Below are 18,658 nucleotides of genomic sequence, written 5' to 3'. Positions count from 1 at the left end.
CAAGCATGGACAAAGAGCACAAGGCCAGTATTGACGGGGATCAATGGGTGCACTGCCTGCAGGATCACGGCTGGCTGTGGAATGCCGCACAACAACCGACTGCGATGGCAGAGCCAGTGACGCTGATTCTGGCCCATGGTGCCGGCGCGCCGATGGACAGCGGCTGGATGAACGACATGGCTGAGCGCCTTGCCGGGCATGGGGTCAACGTGTTGCGCTTTGAGTTTCCCTACATGGCCCAACGACGCCTGGACGGCGGAAAGTGTCCGCCCAATCCGGCACCGAAACTGCTGGAATGCTGGCGTGAGGTGTATGCCCTGGTGCGACGCCATGTCGCTGGGCGTCTGGCCATTGGCGGCAAGTCCATGGGCGGGCGCATGGCCAGTTTGCTGGCGGATGAATTGGGGGCGGATGTGCTGGTGTGTCTGGGGTATCCGTTTTATGCGGTGGGCAAACCGGAGAAACCGCGTGTGGCGCATTTGGCCGGGCTCAAAACTCCGACTTTAATAGTGCAGGGCGAGCGGGATGCATTGGGCAATCGTGAGACGGTCGAGGCTTACCCATTGGCGCCGAGTATCGAGGTGTTCTGGCTGGTAGCGGGGGATCATGATCTGAAGCCGTTGAAGGCTTCGGGGTTTACGCATGAGCAGCATTTGGAGGCTGCGGCGCAGAAGGTGGCTGAGTTTCTTCTGTGATATTTGCGGCGCCGGTCTACCGGACAACATCACTTTTTCCTTGGCAATAAAAAACCCGGCAGTTTCACCTCCCGGGTTTTTGTCTTTCCAGCAACTATCAGCGATTAAACCGCTCCACCAACGAATACTGGGTGTTCGCAGTTTTGGTCAGCTCTTCACTCAGCAGTGCCGAGTGCTGTGCCTGTTCCGATGTCTGATCGGCAAGCTGTGCAATGGTGCTGATATTGCGGCTGATCTCTTCGGCCACAGCACTTTGTTCTTCGGTGGCGGCGGCGATCTGGGTGGTCATGTCGGTAATGTGGGCCACTGCTTCGCTGATGCCCACCAGCGCCTTGTCGGCCTCAAGTACCCGCGCGACACCTTCTTCGGCCTGGCGATGGCCGGCGTCCATGGTTTGTACGGCGGTGCTGGCGGTCTGTTGCAGCTTGGCGATCAGGCTGTGGATCTGCCCGGTGGACTCACTGGTGCGTTGCGCCAGTTGCCGTACTTCATCGGCAACCACCGCAAAACCGCGCCCCATTTCCCCGGCACGAGCCGCTTCGATGGCGGCGTTCAAGGCCAGCAGGTTGGTCTGGTCGGCGATGCCTTTGATCACATCGACCACGCCGCCGATTTCGTCGCTGTCCTTGGCCAGTTGGGTCACGGTGGCGCCGGTCTCACCGACCACCACCGACAGACGCTGGATGGCTTCACGGGTTTCGCCAGCGATGTCGCGGCCGCGACTGGTCAGGCGATTGGCTTCCTGAGTGGCGTCGGCGGTGCGCTGCACGTGGCTGGCGACTTCCTGGGTGGTGGCAGCCATTTGATTGACAGCGGTCGCCACTTGCTCGGTCTCGACCCGTTGACGCTCAAGCCCGGTGGAGCTCTTGTGGGCCAGGGTATCGGATTGACGGGCTTGGTCGTTCAGGTGCTCGGCGGTGTCCTGCAGACGCGTCAAGCAGGTTTTCAGCCGTGCCTCCTGGCTGAGAATGGACATCTCCAGGCGCGCCTGGGCGCCGCGGCTGTCGGTGTACATCTGCGCGATCAGCGGGTCCGAGGTGGTCTGCTCGGCCAGGTGCAGCAAGCGCTTGAGACCGCGTTGTTGCCAGCTTAAGCCGAGCAGGCCCAGCGGCACCGAGAGCCCGGCGGCCAAGGCGAAGCCCCAATGGGAGTTGAGCCAGATGCCAATCAGGAAGCTCAACTGGCTGACCAGAATGAACGGCAGCCAGTCTTGCAGCACCGGCAGCCATGTGTCCCGTTTAGGGATTGCTGACTTGCCCTGATTGATGCGTTGGTAAAGCGCTTCGGCGCGGCGGACCTGTTCGGCGGTGGGTTTGACCCGCACCGACTCGTAACCGACCACCTGATTGCCTTCGAAAACCGGTGTGACATAGGCGTTGACCCAGTAATGGTCACCGGTTTTACAGCGATTCTTGACAATGCCCATCCATGGCAAGCCTTGCTTCAGGGTGCCCCACATGTGCGCGAACACCGCCGCCGGGACGTCCGGGTGACGTACCAGGTTGTGCGGTGCACGGATCAGTTCCTCACGGGAATAACCACTGACTTCAACGAACGCATCGTTGCAGTAGGTGATCACGCCTTTGGCGTCGGTGGTGGATATCAACCGTTGCTGAGCGGGGAAGGTCCGTTCGCGTTGTGTGATGGGCTGGTTATTACGCATGGCTTGTTCAATCCGCAAGGCTTTGTCAGGTTGTCGGCCATGGCGGGGGTTTATTAAGTTTTTTTTTGCTCCTGCAAAAAGCATTACGCGAGCATCGGATAGGTAAACAACCCGAAGTGCAGCAGATTCAAACCAAAGTGCGTGGCGATTGCTGCACTTAGTCCGCCAAAACGGTAGGCCAGACCGTAGCCGACCCCGGCAATACTCGCCAGCAGCACCCATTGCCAGCCAGCGCCAAGATGCGCCAGGCCGAAGAGTAGCGCCGCGCATATCAGGGCAAGATTTTCGCAGTAGGGCAGTTGTTTGAAGCGCTGGCTCAAACCGCCCTGAATATAGCCACGGAACAAAGCTTCCTCGACCAGGGTCACCAGCAGCAGGTTGTTCAGGACCCAAAGCCAGCCTTGACTTGGCCACTTCGGTTCCCAGTGAATGATGCCCAGCAACACCGCGCCACCGAGGGCGGCCAGTGCACTCAGGGTCAAGGCCAGGGCGGTCGCGTACAGCGAAAGACGCAAGGAGCGTCGACCGACAATCCAGGGGCACACCAGCAACAGCCAGAAGCCAATCAGTGGTTTGTCCAGATTGAGGTACATCGAGTACGGCACCGCATCATCGGTAAAAACTTCGGGGCCAATGACGCTGCCGTTATAGAAACCCGGTAGCCAATGCAGGGCCAGCGCGAGGGCCAGTACCACGAACAAACTGTGGCCGAGATAGCGGCCATAACGGCTCTTTTGCTGGCGCACGGCTACGCCTGCGAGCAGCAGTAGGGCAATGGCGATCAGGGCTGTTGCGTCCAGTTGGCCGGCGAATAGTGCGAGGCTGTAGCCGATGGAGAGGAGTGCCAGATAGAGCCATGGCAAAGCGATCATGTGAAGTCCTTTGGGGCGGGAGTCTTACCTGAAAAATTGAAGCGGCGCGCAATTATAAGCAAAGGAACCAACCCACCAGCCAAACTAAAACACCGCCTGAGAGGGCGGTGTTTTAGGTCAGGTGGATTTAAGAAGCGATCAATTGCCGCAATACGTAATGCAGAATCCCCCCCGACTTGAAGTACTCGACTTCATTCAAGGTGTCGATCCGGCACAGCACTTCGATCTTCTCGCTGCTGCCGTCTTCACGGGTAATCACCAGTGTGAGGTTCATGCGCGGTTGCAGTTCGACGCCGGTCAGTCCCTGAATATCCAGGGTTTCCTTGCCGCTCAGTTTCAGGCTCTTGCGGTTCTGATCAAGTTTGAACTGCAACGGCAGCACGCCCATGCCCACCAGGTTGGAGCGGTGAATACGCTCGAAGCTCTCGGCGATCACTGCTTTGACGCCCAACAGGTTGGTGCCCTTGGCCGCCCAGTCGCGGCTCGAGCCGGTGCCGTATTCCTGGCCTGCGATCACTACCAGCGGCGTACCCGCAGCCTGATAACGCATGGCCGCATCGTAGATCGGCAGTTTTTCGCCGGAGGGGATGTAGATCGTGTTGCCGCCTTCTTCGCCGCCGAGCATTTCGTTGCGGATACGGATGTTGGCGAAGGTGCCGCGCATCATCACTTCATGATTGCCGCGGCGCGAGCCGTAGGAGTTGAAGTCGCGCGGCTCCACACCCAGTCCACGCAGGTAGCTCCCGGCCGGACTGTCGGTCTTGATGTTGCCGGCAGGGGAGATGTGGTCAGTGGTCACCGAATCGCCAAGCAGCGCCAGCACTCTGGCGCCCTTGACGTCGGCGATCACCGGCAAGGGGCCGGCGATGTCATCGAAGAACGGTGGATGCTGGATATAGGTGGAGTCTTTCTGCCAGACATAGGTCGCCGCTTGCGGGACTTCGATGGCTTGCCACTGTGCGTCACCGGCAAACACTTCGGCGTATTCCTTGTGGAACATTTTGGTACTGACCTGGGCCACCGCGTCGGCGATTTCCTTAGCACTGGGCCAGATGTCCCGCAGGTACACCGGTTGGCCATCCTTGCCTTCACCCAGCGGCTCGCTGCTGATGTCGATCCGCACGGTTCCGGCCAGGGCGTAGGCCACCACCAGCGGTGGCGAGGCCAGCCAGTTGGTTTTCACCAGCGGATGCACGCGACCCTCGAAGTTGCGGTTGCCGGACAATACCGAGGCGACGGTCAAGTCCGACTGTTGAATGGCTTTTTCGATCGGCTCCGCCAGCGGTCCGGAGTTACCGATGCAGGTCGTGCAGCCGTAACCGACCAAGGCAAAACCCAGTTCATCGAGGTATTGGGTCAAGCCTGCGGCCTTATAGTAGTCGGTGACCACTTTCGAGCCGGGTGCCAGTGAACTCTTGACCCAGGGTTTGCGTTTGAGGCCTTTCTCTATGGCTTTTTTCGCCACCAGCCCGGCCGCCATCATCACGCTGGGGTTGGAGGTGTTGGTGCAGGACGTGATCGCGGCGATTACCACTGCACCGTTTTTCAAGCGATAGGTCTGGCCTTCGAAGCTGTAGTCCGCTTCGCCGACAAGATCAGCGCTACCCACCGCGACACCGCCGCCGCCTTCGCTTTCCAGGCGACCTTCTTCTTTGCTGGTAGGTTTGAACTGCAGGCCGAGAAAGTCGGTAAACGCTTGGCCGACGTGCGGCAGCGATACCCGGTCTTGGGGGCGTTTCGGTCCGGCCAGACTGGCTTCGACGCTACCCATGTCCAGCGCCAGGCTATCGGTGAATACCGGCTCTTTGCCGGGCAAGCGCCACAGGCCTTGAGCCTTGCTGTAGGCCTCGACCAGTTTTACCGTGTCAATCGACCGACCGGACAAGCGCAGGTAGTCCAGGGTGACGTCATCCACCGGAAAAAATCCGCAGGTAGCGCCGTATTCCGGGGCCATGTTGGCAATGGTTGCGCGGTCCGCCAACGGTAAGTCGGCGAGGCCGTCGCCATAGAATTCGACGAATTTTCCGACCACGCCTTTTTTGCGCAGCATCTGGGTGACGGTCAGTACCAGGTCGGTGGCAGTGATGCCTTCCTTGAGCTTGCCGGTCAGCTTGAAGCCGATGACTTCCGGAATCAGCATCGACACCGGTTGGCCGAGCATGGCCGCTTCCGCTTCAATACCGCCAACGCCCCAACCGAGGACACCGAGACCGTTGATCATGGTGGTGTGGGAATCGGTACCGACCAGCGTATCCGGGAAGGCATAGGTGCGGCCGTCTTCATCCTTGGTCCAGACGGTGCGGCCGAGGTATTCAAGGTTGACCTGGTGACAGATGCCAGTGCCCGGAGGCACTACGCTGAAGTTGTCGAAGGCGCTCTGGCCCCAACGCAGGAAGGCATAGCGTTCGCCATTGCGCTGCATTTCGATGTCGACGTTTTGTCCGAAGGCTGCGCTGGTTGCGAATTTGTCGACCATCACCGAATGGTCGATCACCAGGTCCACCGGTGACAGCGGGTTGATACGTTGCGGATCGCCGCCGGCCTTGGCCATGGCCGCGCGCATGGCGGCCAGGTCGACCACTGCGGGTACGCCGGTGAAGTCCTGCATCAACACTCGCGCCGGACGGTACTGGATTTCCCGGTCGGAGCGGCGCTCCTTGAGCCAGGCCGCGAGGGCCTTGAGGTCGGCACCGGTGACGGTCTTTTCGTCTTCCCAGCGCAGCAGGTTTTCCAGCAGGACTTTCAGCGACATCGGCAGCTGGTCGAGGTCGCCGAGTGATTTGGCGGCCTCGGGGAGACTGAAGTAGTGATAGGTCTTGTCGTCGACCTTTAAGGTTTTAAGGGTTTTCAGGCTATCGAGGGACGGCATTGAATGACTCCTTTTAGTCCGCACGGCTACGGACCTGACGGGACGGGCAGAGCCATTAACCTAGCTCTGATTGGGGCATCTGGCGAGGGCGCGATCCTGGAAATAATTGATGCCGTGCCCCCACTGGACTCTATGGGCAAGTCCAGGGTTGCGAACTCGGCTATCATGCGCCGGTTTTCGTGACAGGCTTTGCTTTAGAGCAAGTCTGGGCATCGCGTGCAGTGGCTGAATTCTTCGCCAACTGCCCAGGAGTATTAATGAACACCCTCTTTATGCATTGCCGGCCGGGCTTCGAAGGCGAAGTCTGTTCCGAGATATCCGAACATGCCGCGCGTCTGAATGTAGCCGGTTATGCCAAGGCCAAGACTAGCAGCGCCTGCGCCGAATTCGTCTGCACCGAAGACGATGGCGCCGAACGGCTGATGCGTGGTCAACGTTTCGCCGAGCTGATCTTCCCGCGGCAATGGGCTCGCGGCATGTTTATCGATTTGCCGGAAACCGATCGCATCAGTGTCATCCTTGCTCAGATGGCGACATTCCCGACTTGCGGCAGCCTGTGGCTGGAAGTGGTCGATACCAACGATGGCAAAGAACTGTCGAATTTCTGCAAGAAGTTCGAAGGCCCGTTGCGCAAGGCGCTGACCAACGCCGGTAAGTTGGTGGACGATGCCAGCAAGCCACGCTTGCTGCTGACCTTTAAAAGCGGTCGCGAGGTGTTTCTCGGTCTGGCGGAGTCCAACAACTCGGCAATGTGGCCGATGGGTATTCCGCGCTTGAAGTTTCCCCGCGAGGCACCCAGCCGGTCGACACTGAAGCTGGAAGAGGCCTGGCATCACTTCATCCCCCGCGATGAGTGGGACGAACGCCTGCACAGCGACATGACCGGCGTCGATCTCGGGGCTGCACCGGGTGGCTGGACCTGGCAACTGGTCAATCGCGGGATGCTGGTGACCGCCATCGACAACGGCCCGATGGCTGAGAGCTTGATGGACACCGGGCTGGTTCAGCACCTGATGGCTGACGGTTTCACCTTCAAACCCAAGCAGCCGGTGGACTGGATGGTCTGTGATATCGTCGAAAAACCCGCGCGTAACGCCGCGCTGCTGGAAACCTGGATTGGCGAGGGGCATTGCCGCGAAGCGGTGGTCAACCTGAAGTTGCCGATGAAACAGCGCTATGCGGAAGTGAAGCGCTTGCTCGAACGCATCGAAGATGGCTTCAAGGAGCGCGGCATTCGCGTCGCCATCGGCTGCAAACAGCTGTACCACGACCGCGAAGAAGTGACCTGCCATTTGCGTCGGCTGGATGTGAAGAAGCCCAAGTCCCGCTGATACACACCCACAGGTGCGGTGTACGCCACAGATGACGTTAAGCCCGGCTTTGCGCGACAATGCCGGCCAGTTTCAGGAGTGAAGTATGAGTCAAACCATCGATACGCCCGTCGACGCGATCCTCGACGCCACTGGCCTCAACTGCCCGGAGCCGGTGATGATGCTGCACCAGCACATCCGTGACCTGCAGCCTGGCGGCCTGCTCAAGGTGATCGCCACCGATCCGTCGACCCGTCGCGACATTCCCAAGTTCTGCGTGTTTCTCGACCACGAACTGGTCGAGCAGCGGGAAGAGGCGGGCACCTACCTGTACTGGATTCGCAAGAAGCTCGATTAGCCCGCCGAACGGCTAATCCGGATCCGCTTGCGCGCACTGCGTGTCAGGCGGATCGACAGCATCAGCGCTGCGCAACTCAGGCCCACGATCAAGCCTTGCCACAGCCCGCTCGGGCCGCTGGCGGTACCGAGCCAGTCGGTCAGGCCGAGGGCGTAACCCACCGGCAAGCCAATCCCCCAGTAGGCGAACAGCGTCAGGATCATCGTCACCCGCGTGTCCTGATAACCGCGCAAGGCGCCGGCCGCAGTCACCTGAATCGCATCCGAAAACTGGAACAACGCCGAGTAGATGATCAGCATCGACGCGACCTGAATCACCCTCGGGTCGGCGGTGTAGATCGTCGCGATGTGCTCGCGCAGCAACAGCATCATGCTGGCGGAGATACAGGCGTAGGCCAGTGCAGTGCCCATGCCGACACCCGCGGCAAAGCGCGCTTCACGGGGCTCATCACGCCCCAGCGCCTGGCCGACGCGCACGGTCACGGCCATCCCCAGGGAGTAGGGGATCATGAACACCAGCGAGCTGAAGTTCAGGGCGATCTGGTGTCCGGCGACCACGGTGGCGCCGAGGCTGCCGATCAGCAGGGCGATCACCGCGAAAATACTCGACTCGGCGAACACTGCGATGCCGATTGGCAGGCCGATGCTCAGCAGGCGTTTGATCACGGCCCACTGCGGCAAATCGAAACGACTGAACAACTGACTCGACTGATACGCCGGTGCCCAGCGGGTCCAGCCCGCCATGCCGAGCATCATCACCCACATCACAATCGCCGTGGCCCAGCCGCAACCGACACCGCCCATCGCAGGGACGCCGAAGTGGCCGTAGATGAAGATGTAGTTGAGCGGAATATTCAGCGCCAGCCCACAGAGGCCCAGTACCATGCTCGGGCGGGTACGGCCAAGGCCATCGCTGAAGCAGCGCAGCACATGGTAGAGCGCGACCGCTGGCAATCCGGTGGCGATGCCGCGCAGGTATTCCATGCATGGGCCGATCAGTTCGGGATCGACCTTCATGACATGCAGAATCGGCTCGGCACTGAACAGGATCAGCGTCGCCATCAACCCCACCACCAAGGCCAGCCATAACGCCTGCCGCACAATCGGGCCGATCTCGCCGTGAGAGCCGGCACCGAAGCGCTGCGCGACTTTCGGGGTGGTCGCCAGCAGCGTGCCGGTCATCAGCAGGAACACTGGCACCCAGATCGAGTTACCCAGCGCCACCGCCGCCAGATCCCGCGGCCCGACACGGCCCGCCATGACCGCATCGACGAAGCCCATGGCCGTGGTCGCCAGCTGCGCGATCATGATCGGCAAGGCCAGGCCCAGCAGGTTACGCAGTTCGAGACGAACCCGGGCAGGGCGGTTGAGGGAAATAGCGGCAGGGCTGTCAGTCACGGAATTCACAAGCGAAGCGTCCAAAGGTGTTGATGCGCAAAGCGGCGCATTCTACGCCTTGACGCAATGGTCAGGAAAATTCCTGTGTTGGGGATTTGTAAGCGTTAATCGGACGTTCTGGTCGGGCATGGTCCTGTGGGGAAGGGGCATGCCCTAATGCCGGTAAGTGAAGCGTCCTCGGTCTTGATATAAGGACGATCTAATGTGGGAGCGGGCTTGCTCGCGATGCAGGCAGCGCGGTTCTCCGGATGTACCGTGTCGCTACCATCGCGAGCAAGCCCGCTCCCACACTTGATCTGTGAAGCTTTGGAAATTTCATCAATTGAACTCGGCATTTGGGAAAACCCACTCGCCACAGGTAGGCGGTGACTTCCAAAGCCTGCTGGCTCCCCACCCTCAACTACGCCTACACTGCGGCTCCGCGAAAGGAGCCTGCCATGCTGATTGTTGCCGACGAAAATATTCCGCTGCTCGATGCCTTCTTTGGGGGCTTCGGCGAAATCCGGCGCTTGCCGGGGCGCTCCATCGACCGCGCCGCCATCGAGCAGGCCGATGTGTTGCTGGTGCGCTCGGTGACCAACGTCGACCGCGCGCTGCTTGAAGGCAGTAATGTGCGCTTTGTCGGCACCTGCACCATTGGCACTGATCATCTGGATCTCGATTACTTTCAGCAGGCTGGCATCACCTGGTCCAGCGCTCCGGGCTGCAACGCCCGCGGTGTGGTTGACTATGTACTCGGCAGCCTCCTGACCCTGGCAGAAATCGAAGGCGCTGACCTGAGCCAGCGCACCTATGGTGTGGTCGGTGCCGGTGAAGTGGGGGGGCGGTTGATCAACGTGCTGCGGGGTCTGGGCTGGAACGTGCTGGTGTGCGATCCGCCACGGCAAGCCGCTGAAGGCGCGGATTTCGTCAGCCTGGAACAGATCATCGAGCAGTGCGATGTCGTCAGTCTGCATACCCCGCTTAGCAAAAACGGCGATCTGCCAACCTGGCACCTGTTCGATCAAACACGTTTGAAGCAACTCAAATCCGGCACCTGGCTGATCAATGCCAGCCGTGGCCCGGTGGTGGATAACGTTGCTTTGCGCGAAGTATTGCTACAGCGTGAGGACCTGCAAGCGGTGCTGGACGTTTGGGAAGGCGAGCCGCAGGTCGACGTCGCCCTGGCCGATCTGTGCGTGATTGCTACCCCGCATATCGCGGGTTACAGCCTCGATGGCAAACAACGCGGCACGGCGCAGATCTATCAAGCGTTTTGCGACTACCAGGGGCAGGCACCTCAGGTCAGTCTCGATGATTTGTTGCCCGCGCCGTGGCTGGCTGACGTCAGTCTCAGCGCCGATAGCGATCCGGCCTGGGCGCTGGCCATGGTGTGCCGCGGTGTCTACGACCCGCGCCGTGACGATGCGGATTTCCGTCGCAGCCTGGTGGGCAGTATTGAAGAGCAGCGCACCGCGTTCGATGCCCTACGCAAACATTATCCGCTGCGGCGGGAGATTGATGGGCTGACGGTGAGGATCAAGGGCGAATCGCCTGCATTGCAGCAAATCGTCGCGGCGCTTGGGGCGGTGTCTACTCAAAACTGAGTTGGCTTCATCGCGAGCAAGCGAACGTCGCCCGGCCCTTCCCACATTAGATTCGCGGTGCACACAAAATGTGCGTCTGATGCGGTCAAGTGTGGGGGCAGCCGGTCGACGCTCGATTGCTCGCGATGGGTCGCGCAGCGACCCTAAAAAGCAGCCATAAAAAACCCGGTCTCAAAGGCCGGGTCAAGAGGACGTGAGGCTATGTATCAGTCTTGCTTGGCAGGCTTGACCAATCGTTGTTCCAGTGCGCGGCAAGCTCTCTGAATCATGTCTTCAGTGATCGGTACTTCGCGCCCATCAGCGTCGATAATCGAGCAACCCAGAGACTGGTCCGGCTGGGTGCGGATCACTTGAATTTTGTCTTCGCGGCTGTTTTGCAAGGACATGGCCTGTCTCCTCATCAGGTTGTGTACCTATTCTAGAACCGTCAGGTGACCAAGCTGTGACAACTCCCTACAGGATCGCCAAACGGCATCGTCAGTCCACCAGAAATACCCTTCAACTTCCAGCCAGACATTAGATCAATAACATCTAGGCTCTAGTGTCAGAGTTCATATTTAACCTGACTCATTATGATTTACAGCGTCCGACGAATCGGTCGGTGTAGGCTTGGCTGCGTTTATCCCTTCAGGTTGTGCTATCGGATGATCTTCATGCTTTCTTCTCGTCACCGCCGTGCGATCCGCCTGGCCACTCATTTCATTGCGCCGTACCGCTGGCAGGCGTTTGGCGCTTTATTGGCCCTGATCGTCACCGCCGGCATCACCTTGTCCATGGGGCAGGGCATTCGCCTCATGGTGGATCAAGGCTTCATGACCCGGTCGCCGCAGCTGCTCAACCAGTCCATCGGTTTGTTTCTGTTGCTGGTGTTAGGGCTGGCGGTGGGCACTTTTGTGCGTTTCTATCTGGTGTCATGGATTGGCGAGCGTTGCGTGGCGGATATTCGTCGGCAGGTGTTCAATCATTTGATCTACCTGCATCCGGGCTTTTATGAAGACAACCGCAGCTCGGAAATCCAGTCGCGGTTGACCGCCGACACCACGCTGCTGCAATCGGTGATCGGCTCCTCATTGTCGCTGTTTCTGCGCAATGCCTTGATGGTCATTGGCGGCATCGTGCTGCTGTTTATCACCAACCCCAAACTCACCAGCATCGTGGTGGTTGCCTTGCCGCTGGTGTTGGCGCCAATCCTGATCTTCGGGCGCCGGGTGCGTAGCCTGTCGCGCTTGAGCCAGGACCGTATCGCCGATGTGGGTAGTTACGTGTCCGAAACCCTTGGACAGATCAAGACCGTGCAGGCCTATAACCACCAACTGCAGGACGAGCAACGCTTCGCGGTGACCGTTGAAGAGGCGTTCGACACGGCGCGTAAACGCATCATGCAGCGGGCCTGGTTGATCACCCTGGTGATCGTGCTGGTGCTCGGTGCCGTTGGGGTCATGCTCTGGGTCGGTGGCATGGACGTGATTGCCGGGCGCATTTCCAGTGGTGAACTGGCGGCCTTTGTCTTCTACAGCCTGGTCGTCGGCGGCGCCTTTGGCACCTTGAGCGAAGTGATCGGCGAGTTGCAGCGGGCGGCGGGTGCGGCCGAACGAGTTGCTGAATTATTGCGCTCGGAAAACATCATCCAGGCGCCGGTCACCGGGCGGGTTAAATTGCCGGCGCGTGTCGAAGGTCATCTGGTTTTGCAGGACCTGCGTTTCTCCTATCCGTCGCGGCCGGAAAGCTATGCCATTGACGGACTCAATCTGACCATCAAAGCCGGCGAAACCCTGGCGCTGGTCGGGCCTTCGGGCGCTGGCAAATCAACCGTGTACGATCTGCTGCTGCGTTTCTACGACCCGGCGCAGGGCTGCATCCTGCTGGATGGGCACCGGCTGACCCAACTCGATCCCATGGACCTGCGCCGCTGCTTCGCGCTGGTTTCGCAAAGCCCCGCGCTGTTTTTTGGCAGCATCGAAGAGAACATCCGCTACGGCAACCCATCGGCGACCCTGGCCCAGGTACAAGAAGCGGCAAAAATTGCCTACGCTCACGACTTCATCGAGAAAATGCCCCACGGCTACCAGACCCACCTCGGTGATGCGGGCCTCGGTCTCTCCGGCGGTCAGCGCCAGCGCCTGGCGATTGCCCGAGCGCTGCTGGTCGACGCGCCGATCCTGCTGCTGGACGAAGCCACCAGCGCCCTCGACGCCCAAAGCGAACACCTGATCCAGCAAGCCCTGCCAAGCTTGATGAAAAACCGCACCACCCTGGTCATCGCCCACCGCCTGGCCACGGTCAAAAACGCTGATCGCATTGCCGTGATGGATCAAGGAAAACTGGTAGCGATCGGCACCCATCAAGAACTGATTGCCAGCAATGCGTTGTATGCGCGATTGGCGGCGTTGCAGTTTAATGATGGCAAGCCTGAACTCGATGTCTGACCGTAGGAGCTGCCGCAGGCTGCGATCTTTTGATTTTCCGATTTCACGCCAAAAAGATCGCAGCTTGCAGCTGCTTCACCTGCTATTGATCATCAAAATACCGCTCATGCCAGTCCACCAGTGGTTGCGGCGAGTTGAGTTTCTGGCCGTAGATCACTGAATAAGACAACACGTTCTGCACGTACTGGCGGGTTTCGTCGAAGGGAATGCTTTCAACCCAGACGTCGAAGCTTAGGTGGTCGGCGCCTCTGAGCCATTGCCGCACGCGGCCGGGGCCGGCGTTGTAGGCGGCGGAGGCGAGTACGCGGTTGCCGTTGAACTGGCTGTGGACCTGGCTCAAGTAGGCGGCACCGAGCTGGATGTTCTTGTCCGGGTCCAGCACTTGCTGCGGCGAGGACAGAGGGATGCTGAATTTGCGCGCGGTTTCCCTGGCGGTGACGGGCATCAGCTGCATCAAACCGCTGGCACCGACACCGGAGCGGGCGTCGTCCATGAAGGCGCTTTCCTGGCGGGTGATGGCAAACACCCAGCTCGAATGCAGGCCGCGGATCTTGGCTTCGCGCACCAGGGTTTCGCGGTGAGCCATCGGGAAGCGTATGTCCAGATCATCCCAATACTGCGCCTGACTAATAGTGCGGATCGCCGGGAAGTACCATTTCAGGTCGTAGGCCAATTTGGCCTGAGCAACCATTTCGTCGCGGCTGAAGTGGCGACTCACGTGGTACCACTCGCGGCGACCTTCGACGATCTGCCCGCGAGCGTGGAGCTCCAGGGCGCGGCGCACGCCGGGGGTATTGCGAACCTTGTTGATAGTCGCCTGGCTGAGCACCAGGGGCTTGTTGATCAGCGAATACGGCGACTGCGCGCGGTCGGCAGCGAGGAAGCCATAGAAGTCACGCTCATGGGCGAGGCTTTTATAAAGCACCAGCGCTTGCGGATTCTGCGGTTGGGCCAACTCCAGGCTGCGGGCCTGCCAGTAACGCCAGCGGTTGGTGGTGGCCAGATCCTGCGGCAGTCTGCGGGTCAACTGATAGGCATCGTCCCAGCGCGCCAGGCGCAGCAGCAGGCGCAGGCGCCATTCGGAAACGGTGTTGTCACGCAACTCCGGATCGTATTTGGTCATCACGTCGAGGGCGCGGCTGTCGAATCGGCGGGCCAGAGTCAGACCGATTTCCCGAGCGATTGCCACTTTTTCGTCACGGGAGAAGTGCATGCTGTTGGCATAGCCGTCGAGCAGGTCCATGGCTCTGTCCGGATCCTGACGAGCCAGGCGGCGCAGACCCAGACCGACTACGTCGGACATGGCTTCATTGACTGGCGTAAAGCGTGACGGTTGGTTGAGCAGCTCCGGTTTCTGGGCAACCTCGACCAGCCACCTGCCTTGCGGGGCGAGGGTGGTCAGGCCTTGTACCAGGCTGTTGGCCAGCGGGTAGTTGCGGGCGTCGGCGGCCAGCTTCGCGCGCTGCCAGCGTTTTTGCTCGGTCAATTGACCTTCGGCGGCCCACTGGCCGAACAGCGCATCGCAGGCCTCGGGTTGGGATTTGCCGGTCAGCCAGAGCTTTTCAGCGTTGGCATAGCCTTCAGCCTTGAAGTTGTGGCCCAGCTGATATTGGCCGAACAAACAGTCCAGTTCGGTGAAGTTGAGCTTGGGGTCGTAGTATTTGACGAAAGGTTGCCAGTCGCCACGCTCAGCCAGCCAGCGCAACCAGCGCAGTTTCATCCAGTTGGCTTGCGGCAGGTCACCATGTTCGGCGAGGAATTTCTCGATCTCGGCGTTGCTGGCGGTTTTCAGTCGAGCGGTCAGCTCGTCGTAGGCCAGGTACGGCTCCAGCGGGTAATCGCTGAGCGCCTGGCTGTAACGGAAGTACGGGCCGGAATCACCCTTGGCCAAGGCACGCTTGGCTTCATCGTAATACTGGCGTTGTTGAGACAAGTCTGCAGCCTGGACGGATTGAACGGCAGTGGCAGAGAGAAGCAAACAAGATAAAAAGCAGAAAATGCGGCTGCGCATGAGACGTCCGGGCAGAGAAATCGTGACAAGTGTCGGCGGTGCCAACACTGATTATCCGTAGCTTAGCCTTTTGCCAGTAGCCGGCGAAAGCTTTGCCGGCCTGTCGGTACAAGTTCTGGATAAATGTTGTTCGGGGTGCTGTGAAGGTGAAATTGCCGGCCGCCTAAGGTCTCAAGTCAGGTAGAATACGCGCCCGGTTTTTGGAGAAGCTCATGACCCTGCTCAAATTCAGCGATGTGTCCCTTGCTTTCGGCGCTATGCCGTTGTTGGACAAGGTGTCCTGGCAGATCGCCCGTGGTGAGCGGGTGTGCATCATCGGCCGCAACGGCACTGGCAAATCCAGCATGATGAAGCTGGTCAAAGGTGACCAGAAGCCCGATGAGGGCTCCGTCTGGCGCGCGCCAGGGCTCAAAATCGGCGAATTACCGCAAGAATTGCCTCTGGCCGACGAGCGGACCGTGTTCGACGTGGTGGCCGAGGGCCTGGACGGCGTCGGCGAGCTGCTCGCGCAGTATCACCACCTGAGCCAGAACATCGTCACCGACGCTGATCTGGACAAGCTGATGCACGTCCAGCATGACCTCGAAGCCCGTGACGGCTGGCGCTTGCAGCAATTGGTAGACAGCACCTTGAGCCGTCTGCAACTGCCGGCCGACAAGACCCTCGCCGAATTGTCCGGCGGCTGGCGTCGTCGCGTCCTGCTGGCTCAGGCACTGGTGTCCGAACCGGATCTGCTGCTGCTCGACGAACCGACCAACCATCTGGACATCGGTGCAATTGCCTGGCTCGAAGAGGCTCTGAAGGATTTCCAGGGCGCCGTACTGTTCATCACGCACGACCGTTCTTTCCTGCAAAACCTGGCGACCCGGATTCTCGAACTGGACCGTGGCGGCCTGATCGACTGGAACGGCGATTACGCCAGCTTCCTGGTCCACAAGGAGGCCACCCTGGCCGCCGAAGAGACCGCCAACAACTTGTTCGACAAGCGCCTGGCCCAGGAAGAAGTATGGATTCGTCAGGGCATCAAGGCCCGCCGCACCCGTAACGAAGGCCGCGTCCGCGCGTTGAAAGCCCTGCGTGTAGAACGTAGCGAGCGCCGTGAGCGCACCGGCAAAGCCAATATTCAGCTGGATACCGCCGACAAGTCCGGCAAACAGGTGATGGTTCTCGAGAACGTGAGCTTTGCTCACCCGGGCGGCCCGTTCCTGATCAAGGACTTCTCCATGGTCCTTCAGCGTGGCGACCGTATCGGTCTGCTGGGCGCCAACGGTACAGGCAAGACCACGCTGTTGAAGCTGATGCTCAACGGTTTGCAGCCAACCAGCGGCACAGTGGAAGAGGGGACACGCATCGACGTGGCCTACTTCGACCAATTGCGCCATCAGTTGGATTTGGAAAAGACCGTGATCGACAACGTGGCCGAAGGTCGCGACTTCATCGATATCGATGGTCAGAGCCGTCACGTGCTGAGCTACCTCGGCGACTTCCTGTTCAGCCCGCAGCGTGCCCGCACGCCGGTCAAGGCGCTGTCCGGTGGTGAGCGTGCTCGCCTGTTGCTGGCCAAACTGTTCAGCAAACCAGCGAACCTGCTGGTACTCGACGAACCGACCAACGACCTCGACGTAGAAACCCTCGAGTTGCTGGAAGAGGTCTTGCTGACCTTCAACGGCACTGTGTTGATGGTCAGCCACGACCGGGCATTCCTCGACAACGTGGTCACCAGCACCCTGGTCTTCGAAGGTGAAGGCAAGGTTCGTGAATACGTCGGTGGTTATCAGGACTGGCTGCGTCAGGGCGGTTCGCCGCGTCTGTTGGGCGTGACCGAGAACAAGTCCGGCAAAGCCGAGCTGAACTCCGCTGTTGTCACGCCATCTGCTGCAGCCGCTCCCGCACAGGAAGCTCCGGCAGCCAAGAAAAAGCTTAGCTACAAGCTCCAGCGCGAACTGGAAGCCTTGCCAGGCGATATTGAAGCGAAAGAGCAGAAGATTGCTGCTGTTGAGGTCGAAATGGCTGATGCGAGCTTCTATCAGCGTCCTGCCACGCAGACAGCGGCGGTAATCGCTCAATTGGAGCAATTGCAGGCTGAACTCGAAGTGTTGGTCGAGCGTTGGGCCGAGCTGGATGCCTGATTGATCGGCTAGCAGCGTAAAAAAAGCCCGGCCTCACGGATGTGAGCGCCGGGCTTTTTGCAAAAACCAAATCTGTGGGAGCGAGCTTGCTCGCGATGCAAGCAACTCGGTCGGTCTGTAATGCCGAGGTGATGCAATCGCGAGCAATCTCGCTCCCACATTAAATATCTGCGGTTTCGGAATCAGCTCTTGACCAGTCGAACCGCTAGCACATCGCAAGGCGCGCCGTGCAACACATCATTGGCGGTGGAGCCGAGCAGTAGCGCCAAGCCATGTCGGCCGTGGCTGCCGACAACGATCAGGTCGCATTCCTGTTCCTTGGCCAGATGATGGATCTCTTGGCGCGGTTGGCCGTAGGTCAGGTGACAGTTGGCTTTGGTGGCCTCCGGGTATTTCAGGATCAACCGGTCGAGCCGCTCTTTGGCCTGGTCGAACTGTTGTTGCTGCAATTGCGAAAGGTCCATGGGGACGTCGCCGCCGAAAGCCATGGCCATAGGCTCGACAATATGGACCAGTGAGAGTTTGGCGCCATTGCTGACGGACAGTTCACGAGCGCGCTTGATGACAGGGTCGCATTCTTCAGTGAGGTCAACAGCGACCAGGATGTGTTCATAGGGCATGGAAGGCACTCCGGAGGATTGCGATAACGGTAAGTATGGCTGGTTTCAAGCGGATTGGTTTCAGTGGGGCGCAATCCGCTCCTCAAGAATCGGGAGTACACATATGACGGTCTGGATAGTGGTGTCAATCCTTGCGCTGGTTTTAAGCCCTTTGGCCTGGTTGCGACCTTCGCGCAATCAGAGCGGGCGGATGGCCCTGCGCATGGAAGCGCGTCGTATTGGCTTGGCCATGCAGCTGGCGCCTCAGGAGTGGCCGCACTGGCTGGAGCAAGAACCGCCAAGCCCTTGCGCCCAATACCATCGGCCACGACGCAGCGCTAAAGCAGCGTGCTGGATCTACTGGCAGACAGCGTCGGGCGTTTGGCTCAATCAATGGCGGGAAGTGTGTGAGGATGAGGTGTTGCTGGAGCATTTCAACAAATTACCAGCCAACGTCTTCAAGATCGAAGCAGATAAGCAAATGATCGCGTTGTATTGGGGCGAAAAGGGCGACGCGAGTGTTTTGCAGGAGATTGCAGCAGTGCTCAAAGCTCTGGCCTAAAACACGATCCCCGTCGTAGGGGATTTGTGTGATTGGCGGGTATCGCAGGCAATAAAAAGCCCGACATCATCATCGGGCTGGAGTTGGCCAGGCAGGCCGGTAATTCGGTAAATCGCAACGGCATATGTTTCGTGGCGCTGATCTTACCCTTGGCATTCGCTCAAGGTGTTCATATTTTTTT

14 protein-coding genes are annotated in these 18,658 nt (G+C 59.6%); 7 read left to right on the top strand and 7 right to left on the bottom strand.

Annotated features, from left to right (window positions below; all coding sequences use genetic code 11):
• Positions 1-5 precede the first annotated feature (5 nt).
• On the top strand, positions 6-695 hold the full coding sequence (locus tag ACN1C3_RS25450) for an alpha/beta family hydrolase (RefSeq protein ID WP_419118506.1): 690 nt from the start codon (positions 6-8) through the stop codon (positions 693-695).
• A gap of 97 nt (positions 696-792) precedes the next feature.
• On the opposite strand, the gene ACN1C3_RS25445 is transcribed toward ACN1C3_RS25450, so the two are convergent.
• From ACN1C3_RS25445 to acnA, 3 genes are all read right to left on the bottom strand, one after another.
• Positions 793-2,358 carry a methyl-accepting chemotaxis protein gene (locus tag ACN1C3_RS25445; protein WP_419118505.1) on the bottom strand — a complete coding sequence of 522 codons (1,566 nt, stop codon included), beginning with the start codon at positions 2,356-2,358 and terminating at the stop codon, positions 793-795.
• Between the two features lie 83 nt (positions 2,359-2,441).
• Positions 2,442-3,230 (bottom strand): lysostaphin resistance A-like protein, encoded by a 789-nt coding sequence (locus tag ACN1C3_RS25440; RefSeq protein ID WP_419118504.1) that lies wholly within the window; start codon positions 3,228-3,230, stop codon positions 2,442-2,444.
• 127 nt (positions 3,231-3,357) lie between these two features.
• Positions 3,358-6,099, bottom strand: coding sequence for an aconitate hydratase AcnA (gene acnA, locus ACN1C3_RS25435; RefSeq protein WP_419118503.1), 2,742 nt, complete (start codon positions 6,097-6,099; stop codon positions 3,358-3,360).
• Between the two features lie 257 nt (positions 6,100-6,356).
• Here acnA and rlmM point away from each other — a divergent pair, with 257 nt between their 5' ends.
• Both rlmM and tusA read left to right on the top strand, forming a co-directional pair.
• Complete coding sequence (gene rlmM, locus ACN1C3_RS25430; protein WP_419118502.1) at positions 6,357-7,430, top strand: 23S rRNA (cytidine(2498)-2'-O)-methyltransferase RlmM; 1,074 nt, start codon at positions 6,357-6,359, stop codon at positions 7,428-7,430.
• 97 nt (positions 7,431-7,527) lie between these two features.
• A complete protein-coding gene (gene tusA, locus ACN1C3_RS25425; RefSeq protein ID WP_419118550.1) occupies positions 7,528-7,767 on the top strand; it encodes a sulfurtransferase TusA in 240 nt (79 codons plus the stop codon).
• On the opposite strand, the gene ACN1C3_RS25420 is transcribed toward tusA, so the two are convergent.
• A complete protein-coding gene (locus ACN1C3_RS25420; protein WP_419118501.1) occupies positions 7,764-9,173 on the bottom strand; it encodes an MATE family efflux transporter in 1,410 nt (469 codons plus the stop codon). The two genes, tusA and ACN1C3_RS25420, sit on opposite strands and share 4 nt — an antisense overlap.
• A 428-nt stretch (positions 9,174-9,601) precedes the next feature.
• Between ACN1C3_RS25420 and pdxB the strand changes: the two genes are divergently transcribed.
• Positions 9,602-10,750 (top strand): 4-phosphoerythronate dehydrogenase PdxB, encoded by a 1,149-nt coding sequence (pdxB, locus tag ACN1C3_RS25415; protein ID WP_419118500.1) that lies wholly within the window; start codon positions 9,602-9,604, stop codon positions 10,748-10,750.
• A 206-nt stretch (positions 10,751-10,956) separates the two neighbouring features.
• On the opposite strand, the gene ACN1C3_RS25410 is transcribed toward pdxB, so the two are convergent.
• The gene (locus ACN1C3_RS25410; protein WP_419118499.1) at positions 10,957-11,136 is read right to left on the bottom strand and encodes a PA1571 family protein; all 180 of its coding nucleotides are present in this window, start codon (positions 11,134-11,136) and stop codon (positions 10,957-10,959) included.
• 267 nt (positions 11,137-11,403) lie between these two features.
• Between ACN1C3_RS25410 and ACN1C3_RS25405 the strand changes: the two genes are divergently transcribed.
• On the top strand, positions 11,404-13,176 hold the full coding sequence (locus tag ACN1C3_RS25405) for an ABC transporter transmembrane domain-containing protein (RefSeq protein ID WP_419118498.1): 1,773 nt from the start codon (positions 11,404-11,406) through the stop codon (positions 13,174-13,176).
• Positions 13,177-13,258: 82 nt separating this feature from the next.
• Here the strand turns inward: ACN1C3_RS25405 and ACN1C3_RS25400 are convergent, their stop codons facing one another.
• A complete protein-coding gene (locus ACN1C3_RS25400; protein ID WP_419118497.1) occupies positions 13,259-15,187 on the bottom strand; it encodes a transglycosylase SLT domain-containing protein in 1,929 nt (642 codons plus the stop codon).
• Positions 15,188-15,399: 212 nt separating this feature from the next.
• On the opposite strand from ACN1C3_RS25400, the gene ACN1C3_RS25395 reads away from it, so the two are divergent.
• A complete protein-coding gene (locus ACN1C3_RS25395) occupies positions 15,400-17,316 on the top strand; it encodes an ATP-binding cassette domain-containing protein (protein ID WP_419118496.1) in 1,917 nt (638 codons plus the stop codon).
• Between the two features lie 182 nt (positions 17,317-17,498).
• Here the strand turns inward: ACN1C3_RS25395 and ACN1C3_RS25390 are convergent, their stop codons facing one another.
• A complete protein-coding gene (locus tag ACN1C3_RS25390) occupies positions 17,499-17,936 on the bottom strand; it encodes a universal stress protein (RefSeq protein ID WP_419118495.1) in 438 nt (145 codons plus the stop codon).
• Between the two features lie 103 nt (positions 17,937-18,039).
• On the opposite strand from ACN1C3_RS25390, the gene ACN1C3_RS25385 reads away from it, so the two are divergent.
• A complete protein-coding gene (locus tag ACN1C3_RS25385) occupies positions 18,040-18,477 on the top strand; it encodes a hypothetical protein (RefSeq protein WP_419118494.1) in 438 nt (145 codons plus the stop codon).
• The last annotated feature ends 181 nt before the right edge of the window (positions 18,478-18,658 follow it).

Origin of the sequence: Pseudomonas sp. H11T01 (assembly GCF_048515765.1) — a bacterium.
Lineage (GTDB): Bacteria > Pseudomonadota > Gammaproteobacteria > Pseudomonadales > Pseudomonadaceae > Aquipseudomonas.
Note: the sequence above shows the minus strand (reverse complement) of the source record. Positions and strands in the feature narration are given on the sequence as shown.